This window comes from Sinorhizobium sp. BJ1, assembly GCF_002531555.1.
Lineage (GTDB): Bacteria > Pseudomonadota > Alphaproteobacteria > Rhizobiales > Rhizobiaceae > Sinorhizobium > Sinorhizobium fredii_B.
Genome location: NZ_NWTH01000003.1, coordinates 459,222 through 482,000, shown reverse-complemented (window position 1 = coordinate 482,000; position 22,779 = coordinate 459,222). Strand labels below are relative to the sequence as shown.

Genomic DNA, 22,779 nt, shown 5'->3' with positions numbered 1-22,779 from the left:
TCTTCCGTCAAAGGGGCCAAATGGCCTGGGCAGCGGTCGAAAGGCCGGCTCGCACGGCCTCATCGGCGTCGACAAGCTGGACTGCGAGCCCCTGGCTTTCGAGCGCCGCGCGATAGAGCGCGCCGAGCCGTCCCGAGCCGACGAGGCAAATGCCGTTCACCGAGCCCGCCGAGGCGAGCGCCCCGGCGATCTCCAGGCCGATCAGCGTGCCGGACAGGTGAGCCTTTGCGTCGGCGGCGCTCAAACCATGGAGCAACTGCCCCGCCCGGACGGAAAAGAGGAGGTTCGTCGCCAGCCCCGGCTTTTCCCGTGCCCGGGTGACGGCTTCGGCAAAGGCAGCGCTGTCGGCGGCGATGGCGTCCGCCTCCGCCACGGCATGGCTCAAGATCGTATGCTTCGAAATGGCGTCGAACAATTCGCCGGTCATGAAGGTGGAAAAGCCCTCGACCGTCTGCCGCGAAAGCCGGACCCACTTGCTGTGGGTGCCCGGCATGCACACGAGATGGCGTCCGTCGTCGAGCATGCCGGCCGCTCCGAGCAGCTGCGTCTCCTCGCCGCGCATGACATCCGGGTGCCGATTGTCGCGTTGCGCCAGGCCCGGTAGGATACGGATGTCGCGATCCACGTCCGGAACGGCAATCGCGTTTCCTGCGATGGCGCCAAGCGTTGCCGGCGTATCGAGATAGCCCGCTTCTCTCCAGCCCTGCCGGGCGCCGGCCATCCCGCAGATGATGATCGGCAGATGGAGAGGTGCCGAAACGGCGGCAAGATGGCTGTCAAGGACGGCATGGAAACCGGTTCTTGCCGCCGTCGTCATGCCTTCCGCACTGCGGCGCTCGGCGAGCACCGCCCCGTCTTCTCCGATGATCCACAAGCGGAAGCTCGAGGTCCCCCAGTCCACCGCGGCATAGTAGCCTGCCGTCATCAAAACACGCCTCCATCGATGATCATGGTCTGTGCCGTCATCGCCCCCGAGCAGTCCGACGCCAGAAAGAGGCAAGGGCCGACGAGATCCTCGGCGACCAGAACGCGTTTCAAGCACTGCCTCTCCTGCATCCTGTCGATCGAGTCCTCCGTCAGCCAGAGCCGCCTCTGCCGTTCGGTAACGATCATACCGGGCAGGATGGCATTGACGCGGATATTGTCCGGCCCCAGCTTTCCGGCGAGCGACTTGGTAAGACCGATAATGCCAGCCTTTGCGGTAGCATAGGCCGGTATTTCGGGCATGTTCAGCATGAAGGCGATGGACGAGAAATTGATGATCGAACCGCCGCCCGTTTGCCGCATGACCGGCGCGATCGCCTGGGAGAGAAAGAAGAAATGCCTGAGGTTGACCGCAAGGCTTTCGTCCCAGCTTTCCCTCGTCACCGCCTCGAGCGGCTGCCGGTCGTCCCGTGCGGCATTGTTCACGAGCACGCGAATGGAGCCAAGCGCCGCGACGGCAGCATCAGCGGCCCTTTTCGCGTGCTCGACGTCACTAAGATCGGCGTGAATGAATTCGGGCCGCCGTCCCGTTTCGGCGGCAAGCTTGTCTGCGAGCGTCCGGCTCGCATCCTCGGCAATATCGATGAAGGCGACCCGCGCCCCCTGGCGCAGAAAGCCCTCCACCAGAGCGGCGCCGATGCCCGATCCTCCGCCGGTCACCAGCACGCCTCGATCGCGCAGGTCGGGAAACTGACTGCTCGGCAGCGTCATGGATCGGGAGCCTCCTTATGTTATCGCGGACAAGCATGTTCCATTATGTGGAACTGCGCTTTATTTTCTGGAATTATCGCGCCGGAGCTTTTATCCTGTCAAGGTCGATGCAGGCGAAAGCGGACGAAATGGACCGTAAGATTGTGACCGATCTGGAAAGTGAAGGGCCTGGGACCGGCACCCTAGGGAAGGCGATGGCGGTGCTCGAGGCCGTCGCGACGGCGGACCGGCCCTTGCGTTTTACCGACATCCTTCAATCCGTCCGTCAGCCGCGCGGCACGCTGCATCGGCTGCTCGGGCATCTCATCGACGAAGGCCTGCTGGTGCAGCGAAACGATCTTTCCTACGAGCCCGGGCTGCGCCTGCTGAAGCTGGCCTATCGCTCCTGGTCCGGCAATCAGTTTCGCGATATCGCCGAACCGCATCTGCTGCGTCTGCATGAACTGACCGGCGAAACCGTCCATCTCGGCATATTGCGCGAAACCGAGATCATCTATGTCGACAAGGTCGAAAGCCGTCAGACGGTGCGGATGAGTTCGCAGATCGGCAAGGCCTCGCCGGCCTATTGCACAGGTATCGGCAAGGCCGCCCTGTCATCGCTTGCGCGGGGCGAGTTGGAGCGAATCGCCGCAAAGACGCAGTTCGTCCCGTTCACCGAGCGCACGCATCGCTCGGCCACGTCGTTGCTAGCCGAGATTGAAGAGATTCGCCACCAAGGGCATGCCTTCGACCGCGAGGAGCATGAAGCCGAAATCTGTTGTGTGGCTGCGCCGATCGTCGTTCCGGAGCATGAACTGGTTGCCGGCATATCGGTAACCGGGCCTTCCTATCGCGTCACCATGCCGCAATTGGCGGCTTGGGCCGCGGATGTGCGCAATGCCGCGGGGAAGATCGAAGAGGAGGCCCGATTCCGGTTGGGACCCGGGCGAGTCGGCCGCTAGCATTGCTTTACGGTAAATTAGAAGTTTCGACTGGACGAGGCGGCTATAGATCGCTAGCTTCAACTTCACAGACCCGGTTCCACGACTGGTTGCAGGCTCACGCGGGATCCTGGTCCTTGGCGGAAGCGCCAAGAGCGGTTTATGACGGTGAACCAGCCCGACTCGCAACGGAGCGAGCAAGCTGTGGGAGGCGAGCGGAACGATCATGGATTTCAACGCGGACATTACCTCACTGGCCCTTCCCAATGGCCGTTTCATCAACGGCGCGATCGGCAATGAAGACGATGTCAAGCGCGCTCTCGACCAGATCGCGGACGCTTTCGGATTCCGCGGCTTCATGGTGTTGGCCATTCCGGATTCCGGTTGTCACAGCCTGGCTGCGCAGGCGCTGCTCACCTCTTGGACGGCGGAATTCCTGCGGCGCTACGACAGCGCCGGCCTGATCGAGGGAAGTCCCGTCATTCAGCGGTTGCGCCGGAGCACCATTCCCTTCACCTATGACGCCCATCTCCTCGCGCGCAGGCGCGTGGATGGCAAGGGCGAGGCCGCCATCAGCGTCTTCGAGCAGGCTGGAATGCCGCGCGGTCTCTATCTGCCGGTTCACGACGCGAAGGGAGGTCGCGCGGCCATTGCCTTTGGCGGTGACAGGGAGGTGGTCTCGAGCGACGAAATGCAGGCGCTCAACCTCTGGGCAGGGCTTCTCTACAGCCGGCTTTGTGAAGTCAGGGCGGGTGACAGGCGCCGCCCGGGCAGTCTTTCGCGGCGCGAGATCGAATGTCTGCGCTGGGCCGCGGCCGGAAAGACGACCGTCGAAATGGCGCGAATCATGGCGCTCTCCGAATACACGGTGAACCACTATCTGAACCGCGCGACGCGCAAGCTCGATTCGGTCAACCGTGTTCAGACGGTCGCCAAGGCGATGCGGGCCGGCCTCATCAATTAGTAGAACGAGCCTCGTTCCGGCCCCGCGGGCGTCAGGCCGCGTGAAACGAAATACACAGCCTTTTGCCTCGCAAGGGACATCATTGCCGATCCTCTGTTGGCAATCATGCGCGGCTCGGGCTATGTGATATTTGATGAATGTCATGGAACGCGCGAATGCAAGATACGATGACGACCGGGATGTCTGACGTCGATCTACCCCGGGGCGGTGATTTTGCGTCTGAGATCGCAAAGCTGGAGACTCAGTTCGATATCATCCGCTATATGCGGCGGATTACGCAGATTTTCGGCTTCAAGACATTTCTCATCTGCTCGATTCCGCCGATCGACATGGAGCGGCTCTCGGCCGCTACCGTTATTTCCAATATGCCGGCCGAGCTTCTCAACAAGTACGACAGCCTGTCGATGCTGCGCTTCAGCACGGGCGTTCGTCGCTTGAGAGAGACCACCACGCCCTTCCGGATCACGCTTGAAGACTGGGAGAGCGAGGGTGGCAAGCCGGCCACCGCCACGGATTATATTGTGATGCTGCGCGAGAACGGCATCTTCCAGGCAAACTATTTTCCGGTCCACGATGCCGAGGGCGGTCGCGGTGCCGTCATTCTCATGGGGCCGGAAGCCGATTTGCCGATGACCGCGGCGATGGAACTGCAGATGATCGCGATCCACGTCTACAACCGCCTCGCTGAGATCGGTTCCGTCTGGAAAAACAGCAACACAAACCTCTCAGAGCGGGAAATCCAGTGCCTGAGCTGGACGGCAGCCGGTAAGACCAGCGCTGAAATCGCCGGGATCCTCGGCCTCTCCGAGCATACCGTCAATCATTACCTCAATCACGTCACCAAGAAGCTCGACGCCGTCAACCGCACACAGGCGGTCGTGAAGGCGATGAAAAAGGGCTATATCAGCTAGAGGCCGCTGTTACAGGCTGCATTGCGGCCGGGGTGTTGTGCCTAAAAAGCACGCATGCACAGGAATTAAGCGAACCTTTGCCCTGCGTCCGCGCCACCTTGGGCCTTTTTATTGATATCGCTAGCATTTCCCCGCTGTTTGGAACTGGCACGTTTTCTGCATCTCCATTGCCAGTCCGCAGAGGGGACTAAAATAAGACAGCGCCCAAGAAGGTCGCGAAAGCAAAAAGGGCCGCCGCCGACCGCCTGTGATCCCGGATGTACGGACATGGGCGGTGGGCTGGCGGCCCTTCATTTTCTCGTCTCTAACATTGGCGAAGCGCCCCGCCTCGATTATCTACTGCAGATGTACCTTAAATCGGATTCGATTTGAGGGTTACCGATGCAGGCATTCAAGCGTTTTGAGCAGCGCCTCGCCCATAGGCGGGGAATTGCCGACGCGGCAAAGAGACAAGAGGGCGACATGCCGGACGTGACCAGGGAAATGGTTCTTGAAAAGCTGCGGAGCGTGCGTGGCCCGGACATGGAAGGCAACATCGTCGATCTGGGCTTGGTCTCCGATGTGTTCATTTCCGACGGCAAGGCTTATTTTTCGATCACGGTGCCGGCAGACCGCGCGAAGGAACTCGAACCGATGCGGGCCGCTGCCGAACGCGTAGTTCGCGAGATGCCCGGAGTGAAGGCAGCCATGGTCGCGCTGACCGCCGACCGTAAGGCGGCGCCTCAGGCGGCCCCCGCACAACGGCCGGCGCCGCATTCCGGGCACGCGCATGCGCCGCGACCGGCTGGCGGCGCGCCGGCGAAGGCGGGCATTCCGGGCGTTGGCGCCATCATTGCGGTTGCCTCCGGCAAGGGCGGCGTCGGCAAGTCGACGACGTCGGTAAACCTGGCGTTGGCGCTTCAGGCGAATGGTCTCAAGGTAGGGCTGCTCGATGCCGATATCTATGGCCCCTCGATGCCGCGCCTCCTGAAGATTTCCGGCCGCCCTCAGCAAATCGAAGGACGGCTCATCCGGCCGATGGAAAACTACGGGCTGAGGGTGATGTCGATGGGCTTTCTTGTCGACGAGGAGGTCGCGATGATCTGGCGCGGCCCGATGATCCAGTCCGCTCTCCTGCAGATGCTGCGCGAGGTGGCCTGGGGCGAGCTCGACGTGCTCGTCGTCGACATGCCGCCCGGCACCGGCGATGCGCAATTGACGATGGCACAGCAGGTGCCGCTCGCCGGCGCCGTTATCGTCTCGACGCCGCAGGATCTGGCGCTTGCCGACGCGCGCAAAGGCATCACGATGTTTCGCAAGGTCGAGGTTCCGGTGCTCGGAATCGTCGAGAACATGAGCTATTTCGTCGCCCCCGACACGGGAAAGCGTTACGACATTTTCGGCCATGGCGGCGCCCGCAAGGAGGCCGAGCGGATTGGCGTGCCCTTCCTCGGGGAAGTCCCGCTAACCATGGCAATCCGGGAAACTTCAGATGCAGGCACGCCATTGGTGGTCTCCGAGCCCGACGGCGAGGTGGCGCGCATCTTTCGTGGTATCGCTGAGCGGGTCTCAGAGCAACTCTCGACCCCCGAGGGGAACCAAAACCGCGCAATGCCGAACATCGTCTTCGAATAGACCATCGGTGAGGCGCCTTCGCGCCAAACCCTATGCTTTTCTTTCACAAGAGCATACCGCTTGCAGAAATTATGAAGTAGGGTCCGGCCCTGTTCGGAACGATACGCGACGTGCCGCCGAGGTCGGCATGCGTGAAAAGCATTGATTTTACCTGAGCGTTGCGCCATATGCCTTGCCGCTCGCGCAGAGGCAGGCGCTCAACGCCGCTCGCCGGAGATTTCGGCCCGGATGATAGCCAAGGGGACATGTCGTGGGGCGGAAGTCTGCATCAGAGAATCGGCATTGTGGAAATCCTGTGGCGGCTGATCGTTTCCAACCTTCATGGTTCGTCCGCATCGGTGCCACCCCAAAGGCGGCCGCATGATCTCAGGCTATTGCGTCAATGGCGAAGCTGTCGCTCTCTCGACGGCCGAACCGCCCGCCTTCCTGCGCCCGGAGATCGTCTGGATCGACCTCGTCGAGCCGACCAGGGCCGAAGAACTGATGATGGAAGAACTGCTCGGAATTTCCATTCCGACCCGGGACGACCTCAAGGGCATAGAGCCGTCGAGCCGCCTCTATGTCGAGCAGGATGCCGTCTTCATGACCGCCTCGCTGGTCTACCGGAGTGAAACGCAGATCCCGGGCCTGACGGATGTCGGCTTCATTCTTTCCGGAGGCAGGCTCGTGACGATCCGCTACGCGGAGCCGCGCGCCTTCGGCCTCTTCAAGGCCGGTACGCATCGGATTCCCGGTGGCTGCAGGAACGGCGTGGTGATTTTGACCCGCCTGCTCGAAACGATCACCGACCGGACCTCCGAAATCCTGGAGCAGGCCGTCGACAAGATCGATGGCCTGTCGATCGAAGTGTTCGGCGACCGGGCTGCCGGCCGGCGCAGGCCGCCGCAACTGCTCGAGGCACGCCTGCGTGACGTGGCGGGCTTTCACAGGCTGGTTGCGAAGACGCGCGACAGCCTCGCTTCGCTGTCAAGGCTGCTCACCTTCGTCTACACCGTACCGGAAGTGCAGGCGGACAAGGATAGCCGCGAGCTTTGCCGCTCGATCTCCCGGGACATTCAGTCGCTCTCCGAACATGCAGCCTTCATCTCCGGCAACATCACCTTCCTGCTCGATGCCTCGCTCGGTCTCATCAATGTCGAGCAGAACGCCATCATCAAGATCTTCTCGATCGCTTCCGTGGTTCTGCTGCCGCCGACCTTGGTTGCCTCCGTCTATGGCATGAATTTTCGGGTAATGCCGGAACTCGAATGGCAGTTCGGCTACCCCTGGGCGCTTGCGGCCATGGTGCTTTCGGCCGTCATCCCCTTTTTCTTCTTTCGTTGGAAAGGCTGGCTCTAAGAGCCTGTTGGATACCATGTCTCAATTGTCTGCCCCTGCCGTGCATGGATCCGAGAACATGCGCCGCCTGCTCGCGCTTGGCCTTGGCTCCATCGGCGTCGTCTATGGCGACATCGGCACGAGCCCGCTCTATGCCTTTCGCGAAGCGCTGCGCCCGGTTGCGCATGACGGCGTGACGGATGTGGAGATCATCGGCCTGATTTCTCTGATGATCTGGTCGTTGACGATCATCGTGACGATCAAATACGTGCTTTTCCTGTTGCGAGCCGACAACCAGGGGGAGGGCGGCACGCTCTCGTTGCTGGCCTTGCTGATGAAGACGGCCAACGGCCACACATGGATTCTGTTCTTCATGGGCGTCGCTGGAGCGGCGCTCTTCATTGGCGATGCGATGATCACGCCGGCGCTCTCGGTTCTATCGGCCGTCGAGGGCCTGAAGCTGGTGACGCCGGCGCTCTCGGACTATGTCGTCCCGATCGCCGTCGTCATCCTGCTGCTCCTGTTTGCCGTGCAATCGAAAGGAACGGCGGCCGTCTCCAATTTCTTCGGGCCGATCACGCTCGTCTGGTTCCTGGTGATGGGCGGCATAGGGCTCGTGCATATCGCCGACGACCTATCGATCTTCGCGGCCTTCAACCCGTTCTACGCCGCAACCTTCCTGTTCAACGAGGGCTATGTCGGCATCATCGTGCTCGGCGCTGTCTTCCTGACCGTGACGGGAGCCGAGGCTCTCTATGCCGACCTGGGCCATTTCGGCCGCCGGCCGATTCAATGGGCCTGGTTCACCATAGTCTTTCCGGCGCTCACCCTGAACTATCTCGGCCAGGGCGCCTTTATCCTCGAGCACCCCGAGGCGATGTCCGATCCGTTCTTCCTGATGTTCCCGAAATGGGCGCTGCTTCCCGTCGTCATTCTCGCGACTGCGGCGACCATCATCGCCAGCCAGGCCGTGATCACCGGTGCCTTCTCGCTCACACGTCAGGCGATTCACCTTGGCTTCCTGCCGCGCATGGCGATTTTCCACACGTCGGAGACCCATACGGGCCAGATCTACCTGCCGAACGTCAACACGCTGCTGATGTTTGGCGTCATGGCGCTCGTCTTCCTCTTCGGCTCGTCCGAGGCGCTCGCCACCGCCTATGGCATTTCCGTCACCGGCGCCATGGTGGTGACCACCATGCTTGCCTTCGAATTCCTGCGCGCGCGCTGGAACTGGTCGGCCTGGTGGGCCGCCGCGGCGCTGCTGCCGCTCCTCACGCTGGAATTCGTCTTCCTCGGCGCCAACATGCTGAAGATCCACGACGGCGGCTATGTGCCGATCCTGATCGCAGCGACCTTCATCATCGTCATGTGGACCTGGAAGCGCGGCACCGAGATTCTTCACGCCAAGACGCGCCATATCGACATTCCGCTGGCAAGCTTCATCAAGTCGATCGAACGCAAGAGCGAGCATGCGCCGGTTTCCGTACCGGGCACGGCAATCTTCCTGACGAGCGATCCGGATTCGACGCCCGCCGCCCTCCTGCACAACATCAAGCACAATCACGTCCTGCACCAGCAGAACTTCATCCTGACGGTCCGCACCGCCAACACCCCCAAGGTGCCAAAGGAGGAGCGCGTCAGCGTCCGGCCGCTGTCGGAACGCTTTACACTCCTCGAGATGAAATTCGGCTACATGGAGACGCAGAACGTTTCGCAGGCGCTCGGCCTCTTCCGCAAATCGGGCCTGAAGTTCGACATCATGTCGACGTCCTTCTATCTCGGCCGCCGCAAGCTCGTGCCGGACGCCCAGTCCGGCATGCCGCACTGGCAGGATCGCCTGTTCATCGCGCTCGCCAATGCGGCCATCGATCCGTCCGACTATTTCCGCCTGCCGACCAACCGCGTCGTCGAACTCGGCTCCCACGTAATCATCTGACAAGCCTTCGCCGGACTGCTCCGCATTAACCAAACATCAAGGTTAATGCTTCATTTTCGAGGCTCAAACGGAGCGATCCCGGTCAACTGTCCGGACGCTTCAAGATCTTAGCATCCCTGCATGGCATCTTCAGGCCCGCTTTCAGCCGGCTTGCGAGGACGCGTGCGCGAGTAAGAGTTGCGTGGAGCTGTATGATGCGTAGGAGTGAGATGTCGCGTCGCAAGTTTCGCATGTCCCTCTCGGTCTGGCGCGCCCCGGCTATCATCGGGCTTGCCATTTTCCTCGGCTTTCCGTCGGTCGCAGCCTATTCCGATCTCGCGACGTTTCTCTCCGGCGTCAACCGCGGTGACGGCGAACGCTGGCGCATGTATCTGACCCGGTCACCGGCCGGATCGGTTCACGACGTCGACATGGTGTTTGCCGACCCGATCACGACCGGCGGACTCGACGGCGGCGCCGGCATGACGCTGCCCGACGGCAGGCGAGTGGCATTGACCGCCGAATCGAAGCATCATGAGGGGACGCCGGATGAGGACCGCGTCACCCGCAAGCTGAAAAAGGGCCGCATCGTCGCCGTCAGTCCGGTGACGCCGCCAAAGGACTTCAGCGCCGGCTCGATCCTTCAGCGGACGAGCTTCCTGATGGAGCCCGATTTCGACGGGGCCGAGAAGATGGCCTTCGCCAAGCCGAAGATCAAAGGCAAGGAAATCGAGATCGCCACGGCCTTCTATCGAAGGAAGCCTCCACAGCCGGATCCCGGTGTTTCGCCCGTGCTTGCCAAGCTCGTGACCAACAGCGAGGCCGATATCCTGGCAACCGCCTATGTCCGGCCGGAGCCGGACTATGCGCGTGTATCGCCGTTCGATTCGATTCTTCGCGAAGACAAGAATGGCGGGCGTTTCATCCCGGATATCGCGCCCGACGATCACGCCTGGGCGGCGACTGCCTTGCCGGCGACGGTGTTCGGCAAGGAGGAACAAACCTGCCTTGCCGAAGGCATTTATTTCGAAGCGCGAAGCGAGTCCGTGAAAGGGCAGGCGGCGGTCGCCCAAGTGATTCTCAACCGGGTGCGCAACCCGACCTATCCGAAGACGATCTGCGGCGTCGTCTATCAGAACAAGGCCTGGCGCAACCGCTGCCAGTTTTCCTTCGCCTGCGACATGATCCGTGACCTCATCTACTCGCGGTCGCATTGGAAGACCGCGAAGGAGGTCGCCATGGCCGTCACCGCCGGAAAGATCTGGCTGCCGGAAGTCGGCTCTGCGACGCATTACCATGCGACCTATGTGAAGCCCGCCTGGGCGAAGACCATGAAGCGCGTGGGACAGATTGGCTTGCACATCTTTTACAGAACCTATGGCGGCGGCTGGAGTTGATCGGCGCTCGATTCCGCACAAGGCGCGCTACATGGCGAAGATAAGCTGCGACAACGCGGACGATTCCGTTGCAGCTTTGTCGCAGGTGTCGCAAGTTTCCTGTAACTGATTGATATTAAAAGCATATATTGTCCACGCCCAATACCCCCGCATGCCTTGACTATGCGGGTGCCTAAAACTATGTTGCGCGCGACTTCAAATGGGGCCGAACCGTGGCTTGAGCACCGGCCGTTTGTATGACCGAGATCGCGTCGACCGCGTGGGGCTGCAAAGGGGAGCCATGTGACGGAGAAGCCGGAAGAAAGTCTGGAAGCGCGGCTGAAGCGCCTTGGCGAAAATATCGCGTCGAAGCGCGTGGATGTTTCGGACGAGGCCGAGGTCCGCAGTGCGGAGAGCCGCAAGGGCTACGCAGCAGCGATGAAGCTCTCGAGCGAGTTCATCGCCGGCATCGTGGTCGGAGCGTTCCTGGGCTATCTTTTGGACCATTTTGCGGGTACAGGGCCGTGGGGCATGATCGTCCTCCTGCTTCTCGGTTTCTGTGCCGGTGTGTTGAATGTGCTGCGTTCTGCCGGTCTGGTGGCGACACCCGACCAGCGCGGAAGTGGCTCAGGGAATAGCAAGAAGGACGGTGACGACGCCTGAGGCGTCGTCCGAAGAACACGGTTTCCGCTTGCGGGCGGGCAGAACGAAAGAGAAGCGCGGTGTCAAACGATCCGACCCACCAGTTCCTGATCAACAAGATTGTCCCGATCGAGCTTGGCGGAATTGACCTTTCCTTCACCAATGCATCGCTGTTCATGGTGGCGACCGTCGGTGTTGCTGCAGGCTTTCTCTACCTGACGACCTCTCAGCGCGGCATCATCCCGACGCGCATGCAGTCGGTCTCGGAACTGTCCTACGAATTCATCGCCTCGATGCTTCGCGAAGGGGCGGGCAGCCACGGGATGAAGTTCTTCCCGATGGTCTTCTCGCTGTTCATGTTCATCCTGACGGCGAACCTGCTGGGCATGTTCCCCTATTTCTTCACCGTCACCAGCCAGATCATCGTGACCTTCGCGCTCGCCGTCTTCGTGATCGGCACGGTCATTCTCTACGGCTTCTACAAGCACGGCCTCGGCTTCCTGCAGCTCTTCGTGCCGCACGGGGTGCCGGGCGTGCTCCTGCCGCTGGTCGTGACGATCGAAGTCATCTCGTTCCTCTCCCGTCCCATCAGCCTCTCGGTCCGTCTCTTCGCCAACATGCTGGCCGGCCACATCACGCTGAAGGTTTTCGCAGGCTTCGTCACCTCGCTCAGCGCCCTTGGTGCGCTCGGCATCGGCGGCGCGATCCTGCCGCTCATCATGACCGTCGCCATCACCGGTCTTGAATTCCTCGTATGCTTCCTCCAGGCCTATGTCTTTGCGGTGCTGACCTGCATGTACCTCAACGACGCTGTCCACCCGGGAAGCCACTAAGGAATACAGTCGCTGGCTTTCGGTCGGCTGACGCCGCCGGAGGCACAAATCCAAGCCGCAACACCATTTCGAAGGAGTTCAATCATGGAAGCGGAAGCAGCAAAGTTCATCGGTGCAGGTCTTGCATGCCTTGGTATGGCCGGCACGGCTCTCGGCCTCGGCAACATCTTCGGCAGCTACCTGTCCGGCGCTCTGCGCAATCCGTCGGCTGCCGACGGCCAGTTCGGCCGCCTCGTATTCGGCTTCGCCGTTACGGAAGCTCTGGGCATCTTCTCGCTGCTCGTAGCCCTGCTCCTCCTCTTCGCCGTCTAATAACGGCTGAAGTCTCGGCCGCGATCCCTCGGGATCGCGGCCGCGCATATCTTTAAGTGCACCTTGGAGGTGAGCATGTTTGTGACCGCGGCCTATGCCCAGCAGTCAACCACCACTGAAGGCGCCGAAGCACACGATGCCCCTGCGGCCGGTGAGGTGCACACCGAAACGGGTGTGGCCCACGAAGGCGAGCATGGTTCCGGCGTGTTCCCGCCCTTCGATTCGACCCATTTCGCTTCGCAGCTGCTCTGGCTGGCGATCACCTTCGGGCTTTTCTATCTCGTGATGTCGAAGGTCATCATTCCGCGCATCGGCGGAATTCTCGAAAAGCGCCACGACCGCATCGCCCAGGATCTCGACCAGGCCTCCCGCCTCAAGGGCGAGGCCGATGCCGCGATTGCATCTTACGAGCAGGAACTGGCGAACGCCAAGGCCAAGGGCCACTCGATTGCCGACGCGGCCCGCGAGGAAGTCAAGAGCAAGGCCAATGCCGACCGCACCGCCGTCGAGGCCGAGCTCACAAAGAAGATCACCGCTGCCGAAGCGCGCATCGCCGAGATCAAGTCCAAGGCGCTTGCCGATGTCGGTGCGATCGCCGAGGAGACGGCGACCGCCGTCGTCAAACAATTGATCGGCGGCAACGTCACCAAGACCGAGATCGCCGCGGCGGTCAAAGCGTCGACCGGCAACTGAGGAGCAGGGAACAATGGCACTTGATGCAACTTTCTACGCCCTCGTCGGCCTGATCCTCTTTTTCGCTCTCATCGCCTATCTCAAGGTGCCGGGCAAGATCGCCGAAGCGCTCGATGCGCGGGCCGACAAGATCGGCAACGAACTGGCGGAAGCCAAGCGTCTGCGCGAAGAGGCCCAGAGCCTGGTTGCCGAGTACCAGCGCAAGCGCAAGGATGCCGAGGCGGAAGCCGCCAACATCGTCGCCGCCGCCCAGCGCGAGGCGGAGATGTTGACTGCGGAAGCCAAGCAGAAGACCGAGGACTATGTCGCCCGCCGTACGGCGCTTTCCGAACAGAAGATCAAGCAGGCCGAGAGCGACGCGATCAACGCGGTTCGCGCGGCTGCCGTTGATCTCGCGATCAGCGCGGCGGAAAAGGTGCTTGCCACAAAGGCCGACGCCAGCGCCCAGGAGACGCTGTTCGAGCAGGCGCTCGGCGAGGTCAAGGGACGCCTCAACTAAGTTCAACCATAATTCGCGAAGTTGAGAACCCCGCTTCGGCGGGGTTCCTCGTTTGGGCCAGGGCCTGTCAGGGCGAGTCCGGGCCTGCGAGGCCATGTCGTGCCTGGATGCGCAATGGCTGTTGGTTCGTCCGCGGCCTCCTGCCGCCCGCCGCCGGCTGGTCCGAGCGGTTGCCGTTCTCGCTCATTCTGCAAAGCGCTGCGGGCGTTCCTGCCGCATACCGACGCTACCGGAGTGCGGACCAGCCTACCGAGAGTCTCTTAAATCGGAGTCGGTTGGGGATCAGGCATGCAGCGATCCAGATTGCTGCAGCGACCCTCGCTTCCGGTAAGACGTACCGCGCCGGAGGGGAGCGATGGCCTTGCCGTCACGAGTTGACGTCGAGTGGTTCAGCGCTGATTGCAACGGGCTGTACCTGGGCCTCTCGAAAGGGGCGGAAGCTCATGCGATGCAACGAACATGGTCCGTGACTGTCGATGGCGCTGCGGTGTTTGACGGTCGCATAGCCCGCGTGGAGCGCAAAGCCATAGGCGGGAAAGGTCGCATCGGCGCGGGTCATCATGCGGTCGCGGGTGACCTTCGCGACGATTGAGGCGGCGGCGATCGACACGGAACGGGAATCTCCCTTGATGATCGCCTTCGCATGGCAGGGGAGGCCCAGTGGAACATCGCGGCCGTCGATGAGCGCGAAGCGCGCCGCAATCGAAAGGCCGTCGATCGCGCGGCGCATGGCGTCGAGGCTCGCCTTGAGGATGTCGGTTGCATCGATACGCGCGGCGGAGGATGAGGCGATGGATACGGTCGCCGTCGCCATGATCTCCCCGAAGAGCGCCTCACGCTGCTCGGCTGTCAGAAGTTTGCTGTCGTTGAGACCGGCCGGCACGGCATCCGGGTCGAGGATGACCGCTGCTGCGACCACGGGACCGGCGAGCGGCCCACGGCCTGCCTCGTCGGCGCCTGCGACCGGCCAAAGACCATCCCGCTTTGCGGCGATTTCGAAGCTGAAGTCCGGAAGCACCGGCTCGAGCGGAAAAAGCGGGGAATCGGGCGATTTGCGGCGTGACATGCGGGGGACCCTCGCATATTCGCCCGATTCCCTTCAAGCCCCCCCGGTACGTGTGCGGCGGTAAACCGGGAGGAAAGCCAGCGCCATCCTGAGGCGGGAAGGCGCCGGAACCAAAATATGGGGCTCGTCTGGCGCCCTCCTACAGCAACGACAATTGCACCCCCATCCCCAACGGGGGCACGAAGATATCGTGCCGCAGTTGGCGGCGGGTGAGATTGAGCTCCAGGCGCTTGGCGGCGAGTTCGAACCGGCGGCCGATCTGCCACGCATAGGGACCGGCGCCCTTCATGCGCTTGCCGAACTCCGCATCATAATCCTTGCCGCCGCGCATCGAACGGACGAGCGACATCACGTGTCTGTAGCGGTCCGGATAGGTTCGCAGCAGCCAGTCGCGGAAAAGCGGGCTCACCTCGAGCGGCAGACGCAGGAGCACATAGCTCGCCTCCGTAGCGCCCGCAGTTTTCGCGGCGTCGAGTACACGCTCGATCTCGTGATCGTTGAGAGCAGGGATGATCGGCGCCACCAGGACGCCGGCCGGAATGCCTGCTTCCGAGACCGCGCGAATTGCCTCGAGCCGATTGGGCGGCGTCGACGCCCGCGGTTCCATGGTACGTGCCAGCTTGCGGTCGAGCGTCGTTACGGAAATGCCTACCCGTGCCAGACCCTTTTCCGCCATCGGGGCGAGCAGATCGATGTCGCGCGTCACCATGGCCGACTTGGTCACGATCATCACCGGGTGATTGGCCGCCTTCAGCACCTCGAGGATCTGGCGCATGATGCGCCATTCTTTCTCGATCGGTTGATAGGGGTCGGTGTTGGTGCCGATCGCGATCGGACGCACCTTATAGTCCGGCTTCGCCAATTCGCGTTCCAGCAAGCGGGGCGCGTCCGGTTTGGCGAAGAGCTTCACTTCGAAATCGAGCCCGGCCGAAAGCCCCATATAGGCATGTGTCGGCCGCGCGAAACAGTAGATGCAGCCGTGCTCGCAACCTCTATACGGATTGATGGAGCGATCGAACGAGATGTCGGGCGACTCGTTGCGCGTGATGACGTTGCGGGGTTTTTCGATCTGAACTTCGGTCTTGAACGGCGGCAATTCCTCGATCGTCTGCCACCCGTCGTCGAACACCTCGCTCGTCCGCGGCTCGAAGCGGCCCCCCATGTTCAGGGCTGCTCCGCGTCCCCGGCGGCGATCGATCTCTATTCTGACGCCGGTGCCGGTGACGATGGCTTCCGCCAGCTCTGCGCTATTGCCGGGCGCGAAAGCACCCTGCCTGAGTTGAGACAGCTCGGTCATGGAAATCTCCTCGGAACCGATTTGGTATCTCCGTTCCGCTCTGATTATTTTCCTAACGCACAAAGTAGAACAAAGCAAGAACAAAAATTGCGGCGCTGCGCAATCGCCGCCGCTACGGTCGCTAATACCCCTGAAGAATTGTGGTATTTGTTGTGACGATGCGCTAGGAGACGGTATGCTGACGATCATAATGGAGACGCGGGACAATGAAGCGGAGCTCGCGCAGACATTGTCCGTCCTTGTCGCCGGGGCCGTCGAAGGGCTCGTCAGTGACGTGATCATCCTGGACCACGGTTCCAGAGATGGTTCCGTGCATGTCGCCGATGCGGCCGGCTGCCGTTTCTGCGCCGAATGGGATCTCGCCGATGTCGTCCGTTCCGCGCGCGGTGATTGGCTGATGCTGCTGGAGCCGGGCGCCCGTCCCATCGGGCGTTGGGTGGACGAGCTCATCGAATATGTCTCGCTCCACAGGGATCCGGCGCGGTTCTCCCCTTCTCGCCTGCATAGGCGGCCGCTCCTCAAGCGTTTGTCGCAGCGGACCGCGCCGCTCGAGGCCGGGTATCTGATGCGCAAGCAGGATGCCGTGGCGGTTGCACGCGCCGATATGCAACTCAGCGACATCGCCAACGCTCGGGCGGTCCGCAAGTTGGCGACCGAACTCGTTCCGGCCTGGGTTGCTCTCGGCAATCGATCTGCGGCCGAGCGGGCTTGAAACGGCCCAAGCCTTTCAGTGTGGTAGTGCCGTCACAAGAGGGGCGTGCCTTGCGGCACCCCCTGAAGCGACTCTCAAATGACCTTGTCTACGAAAAGGGCTTGCCATGCTGCTCCATCTCCTTGTGGTGGGGCACCATGTAACATGTTCTGTAAATCTCTCTCCGCGGGGAAAGGGAAAGAGGCGTCTTCGCTTCGCCCGATGCAAAGGCTCGCTACGTCCACTGCCTTCTGGTGGGCTGACGAGTAGCAATCTAGCGACTTCAACCGTGCGTGGCTGTTCCAAACGGAACAGGTCGGGCAGTCAGCCGCGCTTCAGGTGTTCATCCAGCCGCGGCATGATCTCGACGAAGTTGCAGGGCATGTGCCGGTAATCGAGCTGCTGCTTCAGGATCCCATCCCAGGCGTCCTTGCAGGCCCCGGGCGAGCCGGGCAGCACGAAGATGAACGTGGCGTTGGCGACGCCGCCCGTTGCCCGCGACTGGATCGTCGATGTGCCGATCTTGTCGTAGGAGATCCGGTGAAAGACCTCGGAAAACCCGTCCATGCGCTTTTCGAAAAGCGGCTCCAGCGCTTCGGGCGTCACGTCTCGGCCGGTGAAGCCGGTTCCGCCGGTGGTGATGACGACGTCGATCGACGCATTCAGCGTCCAGGCCCTCACCTGATCGTAGATCCTCTGGCGGTCGTCGGGCACCAATGCGCGCGCCTCGAGCCGATGGCCGGCCTCGCGTATACGTATCTCGAGCGTGTCGCCGGACTTGTCGTCAGCGCGCGTGCGCGTATCGGAAACCGTGAGAACGGCGATCCCGACGGCAATGAAGGGGCGCGTTTCGTCGATGTCGGGCATTTCCTATCCTCGCTTCCCGGCGGTTCGGGTGGCTAGAACGTACCATCCCGGATGATCAGCGGAAATGCGTTGCGCGGCCGCAGCCGCCTTTTCGTCGCCGTCGAACAGACCGAAGCAGGTGGCGCCGGATCCGGACATCCGTACGAGATCGGCTTCCGCGGCGTGCAATGCCCCAGACACCGCCTCGATCGCCGGCTGCAACGCTCTCGCCGGTCGCTCCAGATCGTTGCGCATCCCGGCCAGTGCCTTCAGCCAGTCCGCTGCTGTGCGGATGCCTTGCGGAACGGTGAGCGGAGGATTGCGCTTTTGGGCGAGCATCCGGAAGATGACGGGCGTCGAGACTGCGATGAGCGGATTAACGAGGACGACCGGGAAGGACGGCAGGTCGCCTAGGGGGGCAAGCTCTTCGCCGATCCCCTTGGCAAGGAGCGGCCTGCCGTCGAGGCACATCGGCACGTCGGCACCGAGTTCCAGGGCGAGGCTCGCGAGCCTTTGCGGCGCAAGCTCGGCCTTCCACAGCGAAAGCAGACCTCGCAGCGTCGCAGCTGCGTCCGCCGAGCCTCCGCCGATCCCGGAGGCGATCGGCAGGTTCTTCTCCAGATGCAGATGGACAGGGCCCGCAGCATCGCTCCGATCAATCAATTCCCGCCGCAGCAGGTCGCGGGCGCGCAGCACCAGATTGCCGCTCTTGGCATCGGCCGAAACCTGCAGATCGCGCGAAAAAGGGCCGGATACGGTGAAGTTGTCGACGTCCGCCGGCGCGAATGCGACGCGGTCGCCGTCATCTGCAAAAGTGACCAGGCTTTCCAGGAGATGATGTCCGTCGGGACGTTGGCCGACGACATGCAGTGCCAGGTTGATCTTGGCCGGCGCCACACGGGTCAGCGCGAAACCGGCTATGCCGTCCACTTGCATGCGGTCAGGATTTCCTGCCCGGCGCGGCGACCTCGGGGCCTGGCTTCTTCGGCAGCGTCTCCTTGGCATCCGCCGCGGCCGGGACATCCTGCTTGAGCGGCGGCAGGCCGTTCTCGATCTTTGCCTTGATCTTTGGAACTTCCGCTTCCTCGGGCTTCATTTCGAGCGCCTGGTTCCACTGGAAGACCGCCTCGAGCTTGCGTCCGACCCGCCAATAGGCATCGCCAAGATGGTCGTTGATCGTCGGGTCGCCGGCCATCAGTTCGGCGGCGCGCTCCAACTCGGTCACGGCCTCCTCGAAGCGGTCCATCCGGAAATAGGCCCATCCGAGCGAATCGACGATGTAGCCGTCATCGGGCTTGAGCTCAACGGCCTTGCGGATCATGTCCAGGCCCTTGTCGAGATTGATGTTCATGTCGACCCACGAATAGCCGAGATAATTCAGGACCTGAGGCTGATTGGGATTGAGCTCCAGCGCCTTGAGGAAACTCGGTTCCGCCTTCGCCCAGATTTTCTGCCGTTCGTAGGCGATCCCCCGCTGGAAGAACACCGTCCAGTCGCTGCGCTTCGGCACCGGGCCGATCGCCTCGACGGCGCGGTCGTAGAGTTCGCCCATCTCCTTATACGCTTTAGCGTCGGAAAGGACGCTGCCATAGGCGAGATAGTTGCGGATATTCTCCGGATCGACTTCGATCAGCGCCTGCAGATGTTTCTTCGCCTCGTCGACCTTGCCGACGCCGGCCAGCGCCAGGCCAAGCTGAAGCTCGGACACGCGGCGCATCGGCGAATCTGCCGGCACGCTCTTGTAAAGCGCGATGGCCTCTTCCTGTTTCTTCAGATTTTCCGCGATGCCGCCGAGCATGACCAGGATGTCGGCGCTTTCCGGATCGAGGCGGCGCGCCGTCTGCAGATAAAGCGTAACGATGTCTTCCGCTCCCTCGCGGTTAAGGGCGCCGCCGATCGAAAAGAGGACGGCGGCGGCCCCCTGAGCGGCATTGCGCACCTGCTGTTCCTGGGGCTCGCCCTCTTCGATGCTCTTTCTGAGCGCCTCGAGCGGCGTGTAGTTGTTGACGAGGCTCTCGCCGACGGAAACCGTATCCAGTGCCTTCTGCTTGTTGCCCTCACGGGCTTCGAAGCGGGCCAGCGCCTCGACCGCGCGCATGAACGTATCCGGAGCGGCGCTGCCGCCCTCCCGGTCGAGAATGGCGTCGTTCAGCCTGGCGCGTGCGGTCGTCTTGTCGCCGGCCGCAAGAGCGATCGCGCCGGCGTGATAGTTCTTGAACACCCGGAACCATTCCGGCCCCTCGAGCGCCTTGATCTGGGCAATCGCCTCCTTGGGTCGGCCCTGCCCGGACTTCGCCCAGGCCGAGAGAAGCGTGCTCATCAGCCGGTCGAGATCGTTCGGGCCTTGATAGTTCAGGAGCTTCTGGGCGCTGCGATATTCGCGCTTGCGGATCGCTTCGATGGCGCGGACGGTCGTGGTGATCCGCTCGACGGCCGGATCGGATTTCAACGCTTCGGCAATCTTGACGCCTTCGTCGAACTTGCCGCTCATCAGCAGCGTGATCATCAGCCGCTGCTTGACCTCGATATTGTCCGGTTCGAACCGGAGGGCAATGCGATAGAGCTCCGTTGCCGTTGCGAAATCGCGATCGACGTCGGCCGTCCGCGCCGCCAGGAAGGCGCCGGCGAAGGTGTTGACGCTCCTGATGTCGAAAGGCCGGGCCTCCTCGACAGCCGCCTTGTCTTCAGCAAAGGCTTGGTGGCTGCCGGTCACACACAGGAGAGCCAGCATTGCCGCGCCGCCGAGGAGGCGAAGGAGTGTATTATGCCGCATGTCAAACCTTTCGTTGCCGATCGTCTCGGCTCGCCGCGTCTTTACTGTTTGTTCCGGGGTCGATCGCAAGTTGCCGAACGCAAGTATTGAAGAATAGAATGGCTTTTTTGGCGCAACGCGGCAAGAAATTCCTCCGCGGGAGAATATTGCTTCTCGGCCTGGCGCTCAGCTCACCCGATCGATGCAGAAATCGATGACCTCGATCAGGGCCGACTTCCAGGGAGACGCCGGCAGCGGCGCGAGAGCGTCGCGCGCAATCGTCCCGTAGTGCTGGGCGCGTGCGATCGTGTCGGTCAGTCCGCCGTAGCGGCGGATGAGGCCGAGCGCCTTTTCGAGATTTGCTTCATCGCTGGCGCCGCCTTCGATCGCCTCGCGCCAGAAAGCCCGATCCTCCGGCGTGCCGCGACGGTAGGAGAGAATGATCGGGAGTGTGATCTTGCCCTCGCGGAAGTCGTCGCCGACATTCTTGCCGAGGTCGCTCGATGAGCCGCCATAGTCGAGAACGTCGTCGACGAGCTGGAAGGCGAGACCGAGATTCATGCCGTAGGACTTCAGCGCGTTGCGGTCTGCCCTGCTGGCGCTCGCAACGATCGGACCGACTTCCGCGGCCGCGGCGAATAGCGCCGCGGTCTTGGCCCGGATGACCTGCAGGTAATCGTCCTCGGTCGTCTCCATGTTCTTGGCCACAGAGAGCTGCAGGACTTCGCCTTCGGCAATGACCGAGGCGGCGGTCGACAGCACATCGAGCGCGTCGAGCGAGCCGACGTCGACCATCATGCGGAAAGCCTGTCCAAGCAGGAAGTCGCCGACGAGCACGCTCGCCTGGTTGCCCCAGATCGTCCGCGCTGTCGACTTGCCGCGTCGCAGGTCGCTTTCATCGACGACGTCGTCATGGAGGAGCGTCGCCGTATGCATGAATTCGACGCTGGTAGCGAGCTTGACATGGGCGTCGCCCTCGTAGCCGAACATCGCAGCGGCGGCGAGCGTCAGCATCGGCCGCAGGCGCTTTCCCCCGGAGGAAATCAGGTGATTGGCGACCTCCGGGATCATCTGCACGTCGGAGCCCGCTTTGGAGAGGATGAGCTGGTTGACGCGCTCCATGTCGGACGATGTCAGGCCGACGAGCGGCTTCACGGAAGCCTGTTTGTTTTTATTGTCTTCCAGCGGTATCACTACGCCCAACGCCCCGGACTCCTGCTTCGTGTCGGCTTCGACAATAGAAAGTGGGGCTTCGGGCGGCAAGAGGCGAATTGCCTCGCCCTCTGCAATTTAAGACGGGATCATCAAGGCGAATGAAGGAACTGATCCGTACCAACGACGCCGTGCTGCTCTCCTTTGCGGAAAGCCTGATGAAGGATGCCGGCATTGTATGCCTCATCGCCGATCGGGACATGAGCATCCTCGAAGGTTCCCTCGGCCTTTTGCCGCGGCGCTTTCTGGTGGCCGACGAGGATGCCGATAGGGCCAGGCGCATTCTGGTCGATGCCGGCCTGGAAAAGGAATTGCGGCAATGATGTCTCCCTTGCCGCAACGCGGTCGCGGCCTGTCGGCGGGGCAGTTGCCGCAATGACGTCAGCGGAAACTGTCGATGCGTTTCACCGCGGCAAATTTCATCTGATCCAGCCGCTCGGCCAGGGTCATCGCTCCGGGATGGATGCGATGCTGCTCGCCTCGCTTGTCTCATGTGAGCGTCCCTGCCGCGTCGCCGATCTCGGTGCGGGCGCCGGCGCGGCCGGCATGGCGGTCGCCTCGCGTCTGGCAGGGGCCGAGGTGCTGCTCGTCGAGCGTTCGCCGATCATGGCGGATTTTGCCCGCCGCAGCCTTGCCTTGCCGGAGAACGCGCGTTTCGCCGCGCGGGTCGCCGTGCTCGAGGCGGATGTGTCACTGAGCGGCAAGGCGCGTGCTGCAGCCGGCCTGCCGGACGACGCCTTCGATCACGTGATCATGAATCCGCCGTTCAACGACGCAGCCGACCGCAGGACGCCGGATCGCCTGAAGGCCGAAGCGCATGCGATGAGCGACAATCTCTTCGAGACCTGGATCAAGACGGCCGGGGCGATTATGCGGCCGGGCGGGCAGCTTTCGCTCATCGCCCGGCCGGAATCGATCGCCGAGATCATCGCGGCCTGCGGCCGCCGTTTCGGCGGCATCGAAATTACGCCGCTCTTGCCGCGTGCCGGCGAGAATGCGGTCAGGATTCTGGTGACGGCAATCAAGCAGAGTCGCAAGCGGCTGGCACTCCGGGCGCCGCTGACCATGCACGCGGAACGGACGCACCGTTTCTCGCCGGAGGTCGATGATCTCAACAACGGCCGCGCCGCCTATCGCCGCCGTGATTAACGGTAAGTAGGCCATTGCGTTTGCTGCGCCAATGCATACATGCAGGATCGAGTTCGTATCGGGCAGGAGTTG

Annotated in this window: 23 protein-coding genes; 15 read left to right on the top strand and 8 right to left on the bottom strand. The window is 62.3% G+C overall.

Annotated elements, in window-relative coordinates; translation table 11 throughout:
* Positions 1-7 precede the first annotated feature (7 nt).
* Positions 8-925 (bottom strand): 2-dehydro-3-deoxygalactonokinase, encoded by a 918-nt coding sequence (locus tag CO676_RS05735; protein ID WP_014761323.1) that lies wholly within the window; start codon positions 923-925, stop codon positions 8-10.
* The gene (locus CO676_RS05730) at positions 925-1,695 is read right to left on the bottom strand and encodes an SDR family oxidoreductase (RefSeq protein WP_014761324.1); all 771 of its coding nucleotides are present in this window, start codon (positions 1,693-1,695) and stop codon (positions 925-927) included. The genes CO676_RS05735 and CO676_RS05730 overlap by 1 nt, the downstream gene beginning before the upstream one ends.
* Before the next feature lie 128 nt (positions 1,696-1,823).
* Here CO676_RS05730 and CO676_RS05725 point away from each other — a divergent pair, with 128 nt between their 5' ends.
* From CO676_RS05725 to CO676_RS05665, 12 genes are all read left to right on the top strand, one after another.
* Positions 1,824-2,636, top strand: a complete 813-nt coding sequence (locus tag CO676_RS05725) for an IclR family transcriptional regulator (RefSeq protein WP_179875411.1) — start codon at positions 1,824-1,826, stop codon at positions 2,634-2,636.
* A gap of 202 nt (positions 2,637-2,838) precedes the next feature.
* Complete coding sequence (locus CO676_RS05720) at positions 2,839-3,579, top strand: autoinducer binding domain-containing protein (RefSeq protein WP_097519897.1); 741 nt, start codon at positions 2,839-2,841, stop codon at positions 3,577-3,579.
* 155 nt (positions 3,580-3,734) lie between these two features.
* A complete protein-coding gene (locus CO676_RS05715) occupies positions 3,735-4,490 on the top strand; it encodes a LuxR family transcriptional regulator (RefSeq protein WP_097519896.1) in 756 nt (251 codons plus the stop codon).
* 462 nt (positions 4,491-4,952) lie between these two features.
* A complete protein-coding gene (apbC, locus tag CO676_RS05710; protein WP_041414923.1) occupies positions 4,953-6,104 on the top strand; it encodes an iron-sulfur cluster carrier protein ApbC in 1,152 nt (383 codons plus the stop codon).
* 360 nt (positions 6,105-6,464) lie between these two features.
* The gene (locus CO676_RS05700; RefSeq protein ID WP_097519895.1) at positions 6,465-7,442 is read left to right on the top strand and encodes a magnesium transporter CorA family protein; all 978 of its coding nucleotides are present in this window, start codon (positions 6,465-6,467) and stop codon (positions 7,440-7,442) included.
* Positions 7,443-7,458: 16 nt separating this feature from the next.
* Positions 7,459-9,360: a potassium transporter Kup gene (locus CO676_RS05695; protein WP_097519894.1), complete on the top strand. Its 1,902-nt coding sequence runs from the start codon at positions 7,459-7,461 to the stop codon at positions 9,358-9,360.
* 194 nt (positions 9,361-9,554) lie between these two features.
* Complete coding sequence (locus tag CO676_RS05690) at positions 9,555-10,736, top strand: cell wall hydrolase (protein WP_179875410.1); 1,182 nt, start codon at positions 9,555-9,557, stop codon at positions 10,734-10,736.
* A gap of 282 nt (positions 10,737-11,018) precedes the next feature.
* Positions 11,019-11,378: an AtpZ/AtpI family protein gene (locus CO676_RS05685; RefSeq protein ID WP_097519892.1), complete on the top strand. Its 360-nt coding sequence runs from the start codon at positions 11,019-11,021 to the stop codon at positions 11,376-11,378.
* Positions 11,379-11,437: 59 nt separating this feature from the next.
* A complete protein-coding gene (locus CO676_RS05680) occupies positions 11,438-12,190 on the top strand; it encodes a F0F1 ATP synthase subunit A (protein ID WP_014761333.1) in 753 nt (250 codons plus the stop codon).
* Between the two features lie 84 nt (positions 12,191-12,274).
* Positions 12,275-12,502 (top strand): F0F1 ATP synthase subunit C, encoded by a 228-nt coding sequence (locus tag CO676_RS05675; RefSeq protein WP_012707029.1) that lies wholly within the window; start codon positions 12,275-12,277, stop codon positions 12,500-12,502.
* A gap of 75 nt (positions 12,503-12,577) precedes the next feature.
* The gene (locus CO676_RS05670; RefSeq protein ID WP_097519891.1) at positions 12,578-13,195 is read left to right on the top strand and encodes a F0F1 ATP synthase subunit B; all 618 of its coding nucleotides are present in this window, start codon (positions 12,578-12,580) and stop codon (positions 13,193-13,195) included.
* A gap of 13 nt (positions 13,196-13,208) precedes the next feature.
* Positions 13,209-13,694: a F0F1 ATP synthase subunit B gene (locus CO676_RS05665; protein WP_097519890.1), complete on the top strand. Its 486-nt coding sequence runs from the start codon at positions 13,209-13,211 to the stop codon at positions 13,692-13,694.
* Positions 13,695-14,061: 367 nt separating this feature from the next.
* Here the strand turns inward: CO676_RS05665 and CO676_RS05660 are convergent, their stop codons facing one another.
* A complete protein-coding gene (locus tag CO676_RS05660; protein ID WP_097519889.1) occupies positions 14,062-14,760 on the bottom strand; it encodes a ribonuclease HII in 699 nt (232 codons plus the stop codon).
* 139 nt (positions 14,761-14,899) lie between these two features.
* Entirely contained in the window at positions 14,900-16,057 is a 1,158-nt protein-coding gene (locus CO676_RS05655) for a PA0069 family radical SAM protein (protein ID WP_097519888.1), read from the bottom strand.
* 175 nt (positions 16,058-16,232) lie between these two features.
* Between CO676_RS05655 and CO676_RS05650 the strand changes: the two genes are divergently transcribed.
* Positions 16,233-16,769: a glycosyl transferase gene (locus CO676_RS05650; RefSeq protein WP_014761338.1), complete on the top strand. Its 537-nt coding sequence runs from the start codon at positions 16,233-16,235 to the stop codon at positions 16,767-16,769.
* Positions 16,770-17,072: 303 nt separating this feature from the next.
* Here CO676_RS05650 and moaB read toward each other — a convergent pair whose 3' ends face one another.
* The 4 genes from moaB to CO676_RS05630 form a co-directional block, all read right to left on the bottom strand.
* A complete protein-coding gene (gene moaB, locus CO676_RS05645) occupies positions 17,073-17,615 on the bottom strand; it encodes a molybdenum cofactor biosynthesis protein B (protein ID WP_014761339.1) in 543 nt (180 codons plus the stop codon).
* A gap of 3 nt (positions 17,616-17,618) precedes the next feature.
* Positions 17,619-18,530 (bottom strand): 4-(cytidine 5'-diphospho)-2-C-methyl-D-erythritol kinase, encoded by a 912-nt coding sequence (locus CO676_RS05640; RefSeq protein WP_014761340.1) that lies wholly within the window; start codon positions 18,528-18,530, stop codon positions 17,619-17,621.
* A gap of 4 nt (positions 18,531-18,534) precedes the next feature.
* Positions 18,535-20,367 carry a tetratricopeptide repeat protein gene (locus CO676_RS05635; RefSeq protein ID WP_014761341.1) on the bottom strand — a complete coding sequence of 611 codons (1,833 nt, stop codon included), beginning with the start codon at positions 20,365-20,367 and terminating at the stop codon, positions 18,535-18,537.
* A gap of 165 nt (positions 20,368-20,532) precedes the next feature.
* The gene (locus CO676_RS05630) at positions 20,533-21,549 is read right to left on the bottom strand and encodes a polyprenyl synthetase family protein (RefSeq protein ID WP_097519955.1); all 1,017 of its coding nucleotides are present in this window, start codon (positions 21,547-21,549) and stop codon (positions 20,533-20,535) included.
* Positions 21,550-21,659: 110 nt separating this feature from the next.
* On the opposite strand from CO676_RS05630, the gene CO676_RS05625 reads away from it, so the two are divergent.
* On the top strand, positions 21,660-21,881 hold the full coding sequence (locus CO676_RS05625; RefSeq protein ID WP_014761343.1) for a DUF2007 domain-containing protein: 222 nt from the start codon (positions 21,660-21,662) through the stop codon (positions 21,879-21,881).
* A 52-nt stretch (positions 21,882-21,933) separates the two neighbouring features.
* On the top strand, positions 21,934-22,707 hold the full coding sequence (locus CO676_RS05620; protein ID WP_097519887.1) for a tRNA1(Val) (adenine(37)-N6)-methyltransferase: 774 nt from the start codon (positions 21,934-21,936) through the stop codon (positions 22,705-22,707).
* Positions 22,708-22,779 lie beyond the last annotated feature (72 nt).

Bases quoted from the DNA above. Each gene is read 5' to 3' on its own strand.
- CO676_RS05735 (WP_014761323.1), bottom strand. From the start codon at position 925: ATGACGGCAGGCTACTATGCCGCGGTGGACTGGGGGACCTCGAGCTTC.
- CO676_RS05635 (WP_014761341.1), bottom strand. From the start codon at position 20,367: ATGCGGCATAATACACTCCTTCGCCTCCTCGGCGGCGCGGCAATGCTG.
- CO676_RS05700 (WP_097519895.1), top strand. From the start codon at position 6,465: ATGATCTCAGGCTATTGCGTCAATGGCGAAGCTGTCGCTCTCTCGACG.
- CO676_RS05665 (WP_097519890.1), top strand. From the start codon at position 13,209: ATGGCACTTGATGCAACTTTCTACGCCCTCGTCGGCCTGATCCTCTTT.
- CO676_RS05675 (WP_012707029.1), top strand. From the start codon at position 12,275: ATGGAAGCGGAAGCAGCAAAGTTCATCGGTGCAGGTCTTGCATGCCTT.
- moaB (WP_014761339.1), bottom strand. From the start codon at position 17,615: ATGCCCGACATCGACGAAACGCGCCCCTTCATTGCCGTCGGGATCGCC.
- CO676_RS05620 (WP_097519887.1), top strand. From the start codon at position 21,934: ATGACGTCAGCGGAAACTGTCGATGCGTTTCACCGCGGCAAATTTCAT.
- CO676_RS05625 (WP_014761343.1), top strand. From the start codon at position 21,660: ATGAAGGAACTGATCCGTACCAACGACGCCGTGCTGCTCTCCTTTGCG.
- CO676_RS05650 (WP_014761338.1), top strand. From the start codon at position 16,233: ATGCTGACGATCATAATGGAGACGCGGGACAATGAAGCGGAGCTCGCG.
- CO676_RS05715 (WP_097519896.1), top strand. From the start codon at position 3,735: ATGCAAGATACGATGACGACCGGGATGTCTGACGTCGATCTACCCCGG.
- CO676_RS05670 (WP_097519891.1), top strand. From the start codon at position 12,578: ATGTTTGTGACCGCGGCCTATGCCCAGCAGTCAACCACCACTGAAGGC.
- CO676_RS05640 (WP_014761340.1), bottom strand. From the start codon at position 18,530: ATGCAAGTGGACGGCATAGCCGGTTTCGCGCTGACCCGTGTGGCGCCG.
- CO676_RS05725 (WP_179875411.1), top strand. From the start codon at position 1,824: ATGGACCGTAAGATTGTGACCGATCTGGAAAGTGAAGGGCCTGGGACC.
- CO676_RS05660 (WP_097519889.1), bottom strand. From the start codon at position 14,760: ATGTCACGCCGCAAATCGCCCGATTCCCCGCTTTTTCCGCTCGAGCCG.
- apbC (WP_041414923.1), top strand. From the start codon at position 4,953: ATGCCGGACGTGACCAGGGAAATGGTTCTTGAAAAGCTGCGGAGCGTG.
- CO676_RS05690 (WP_179875410.1), top strand. From the start codon at position 9,555: ATGCGTAGGAGTGAGATGTCGCGTCGCAAGTTTCGCATGTCCCTCTCG.
- CO676_RS05695 (WP_097519894.1), top strand. From the start codon at position 7,459: ATGTCTCAATTGTCTGCCCCTGCCGTGCATGGATCCGAGAACATGCGC.
- CO676_RS05730 (WP_014761324.1), bottom strand. From the start codon at position 1,695: ATGACGCTGCCGAGCAGTCAGTTTCCCGACCTGCGCGATCGAGGCGTG.
- CO676_RS05655 (WP_097519888.1), bottom strand. From the start codon at position 16,057: ATGACCGAGCTGTCTCAACTCAGGCAGGGTGCTTTCGCGCCCGGCAAT.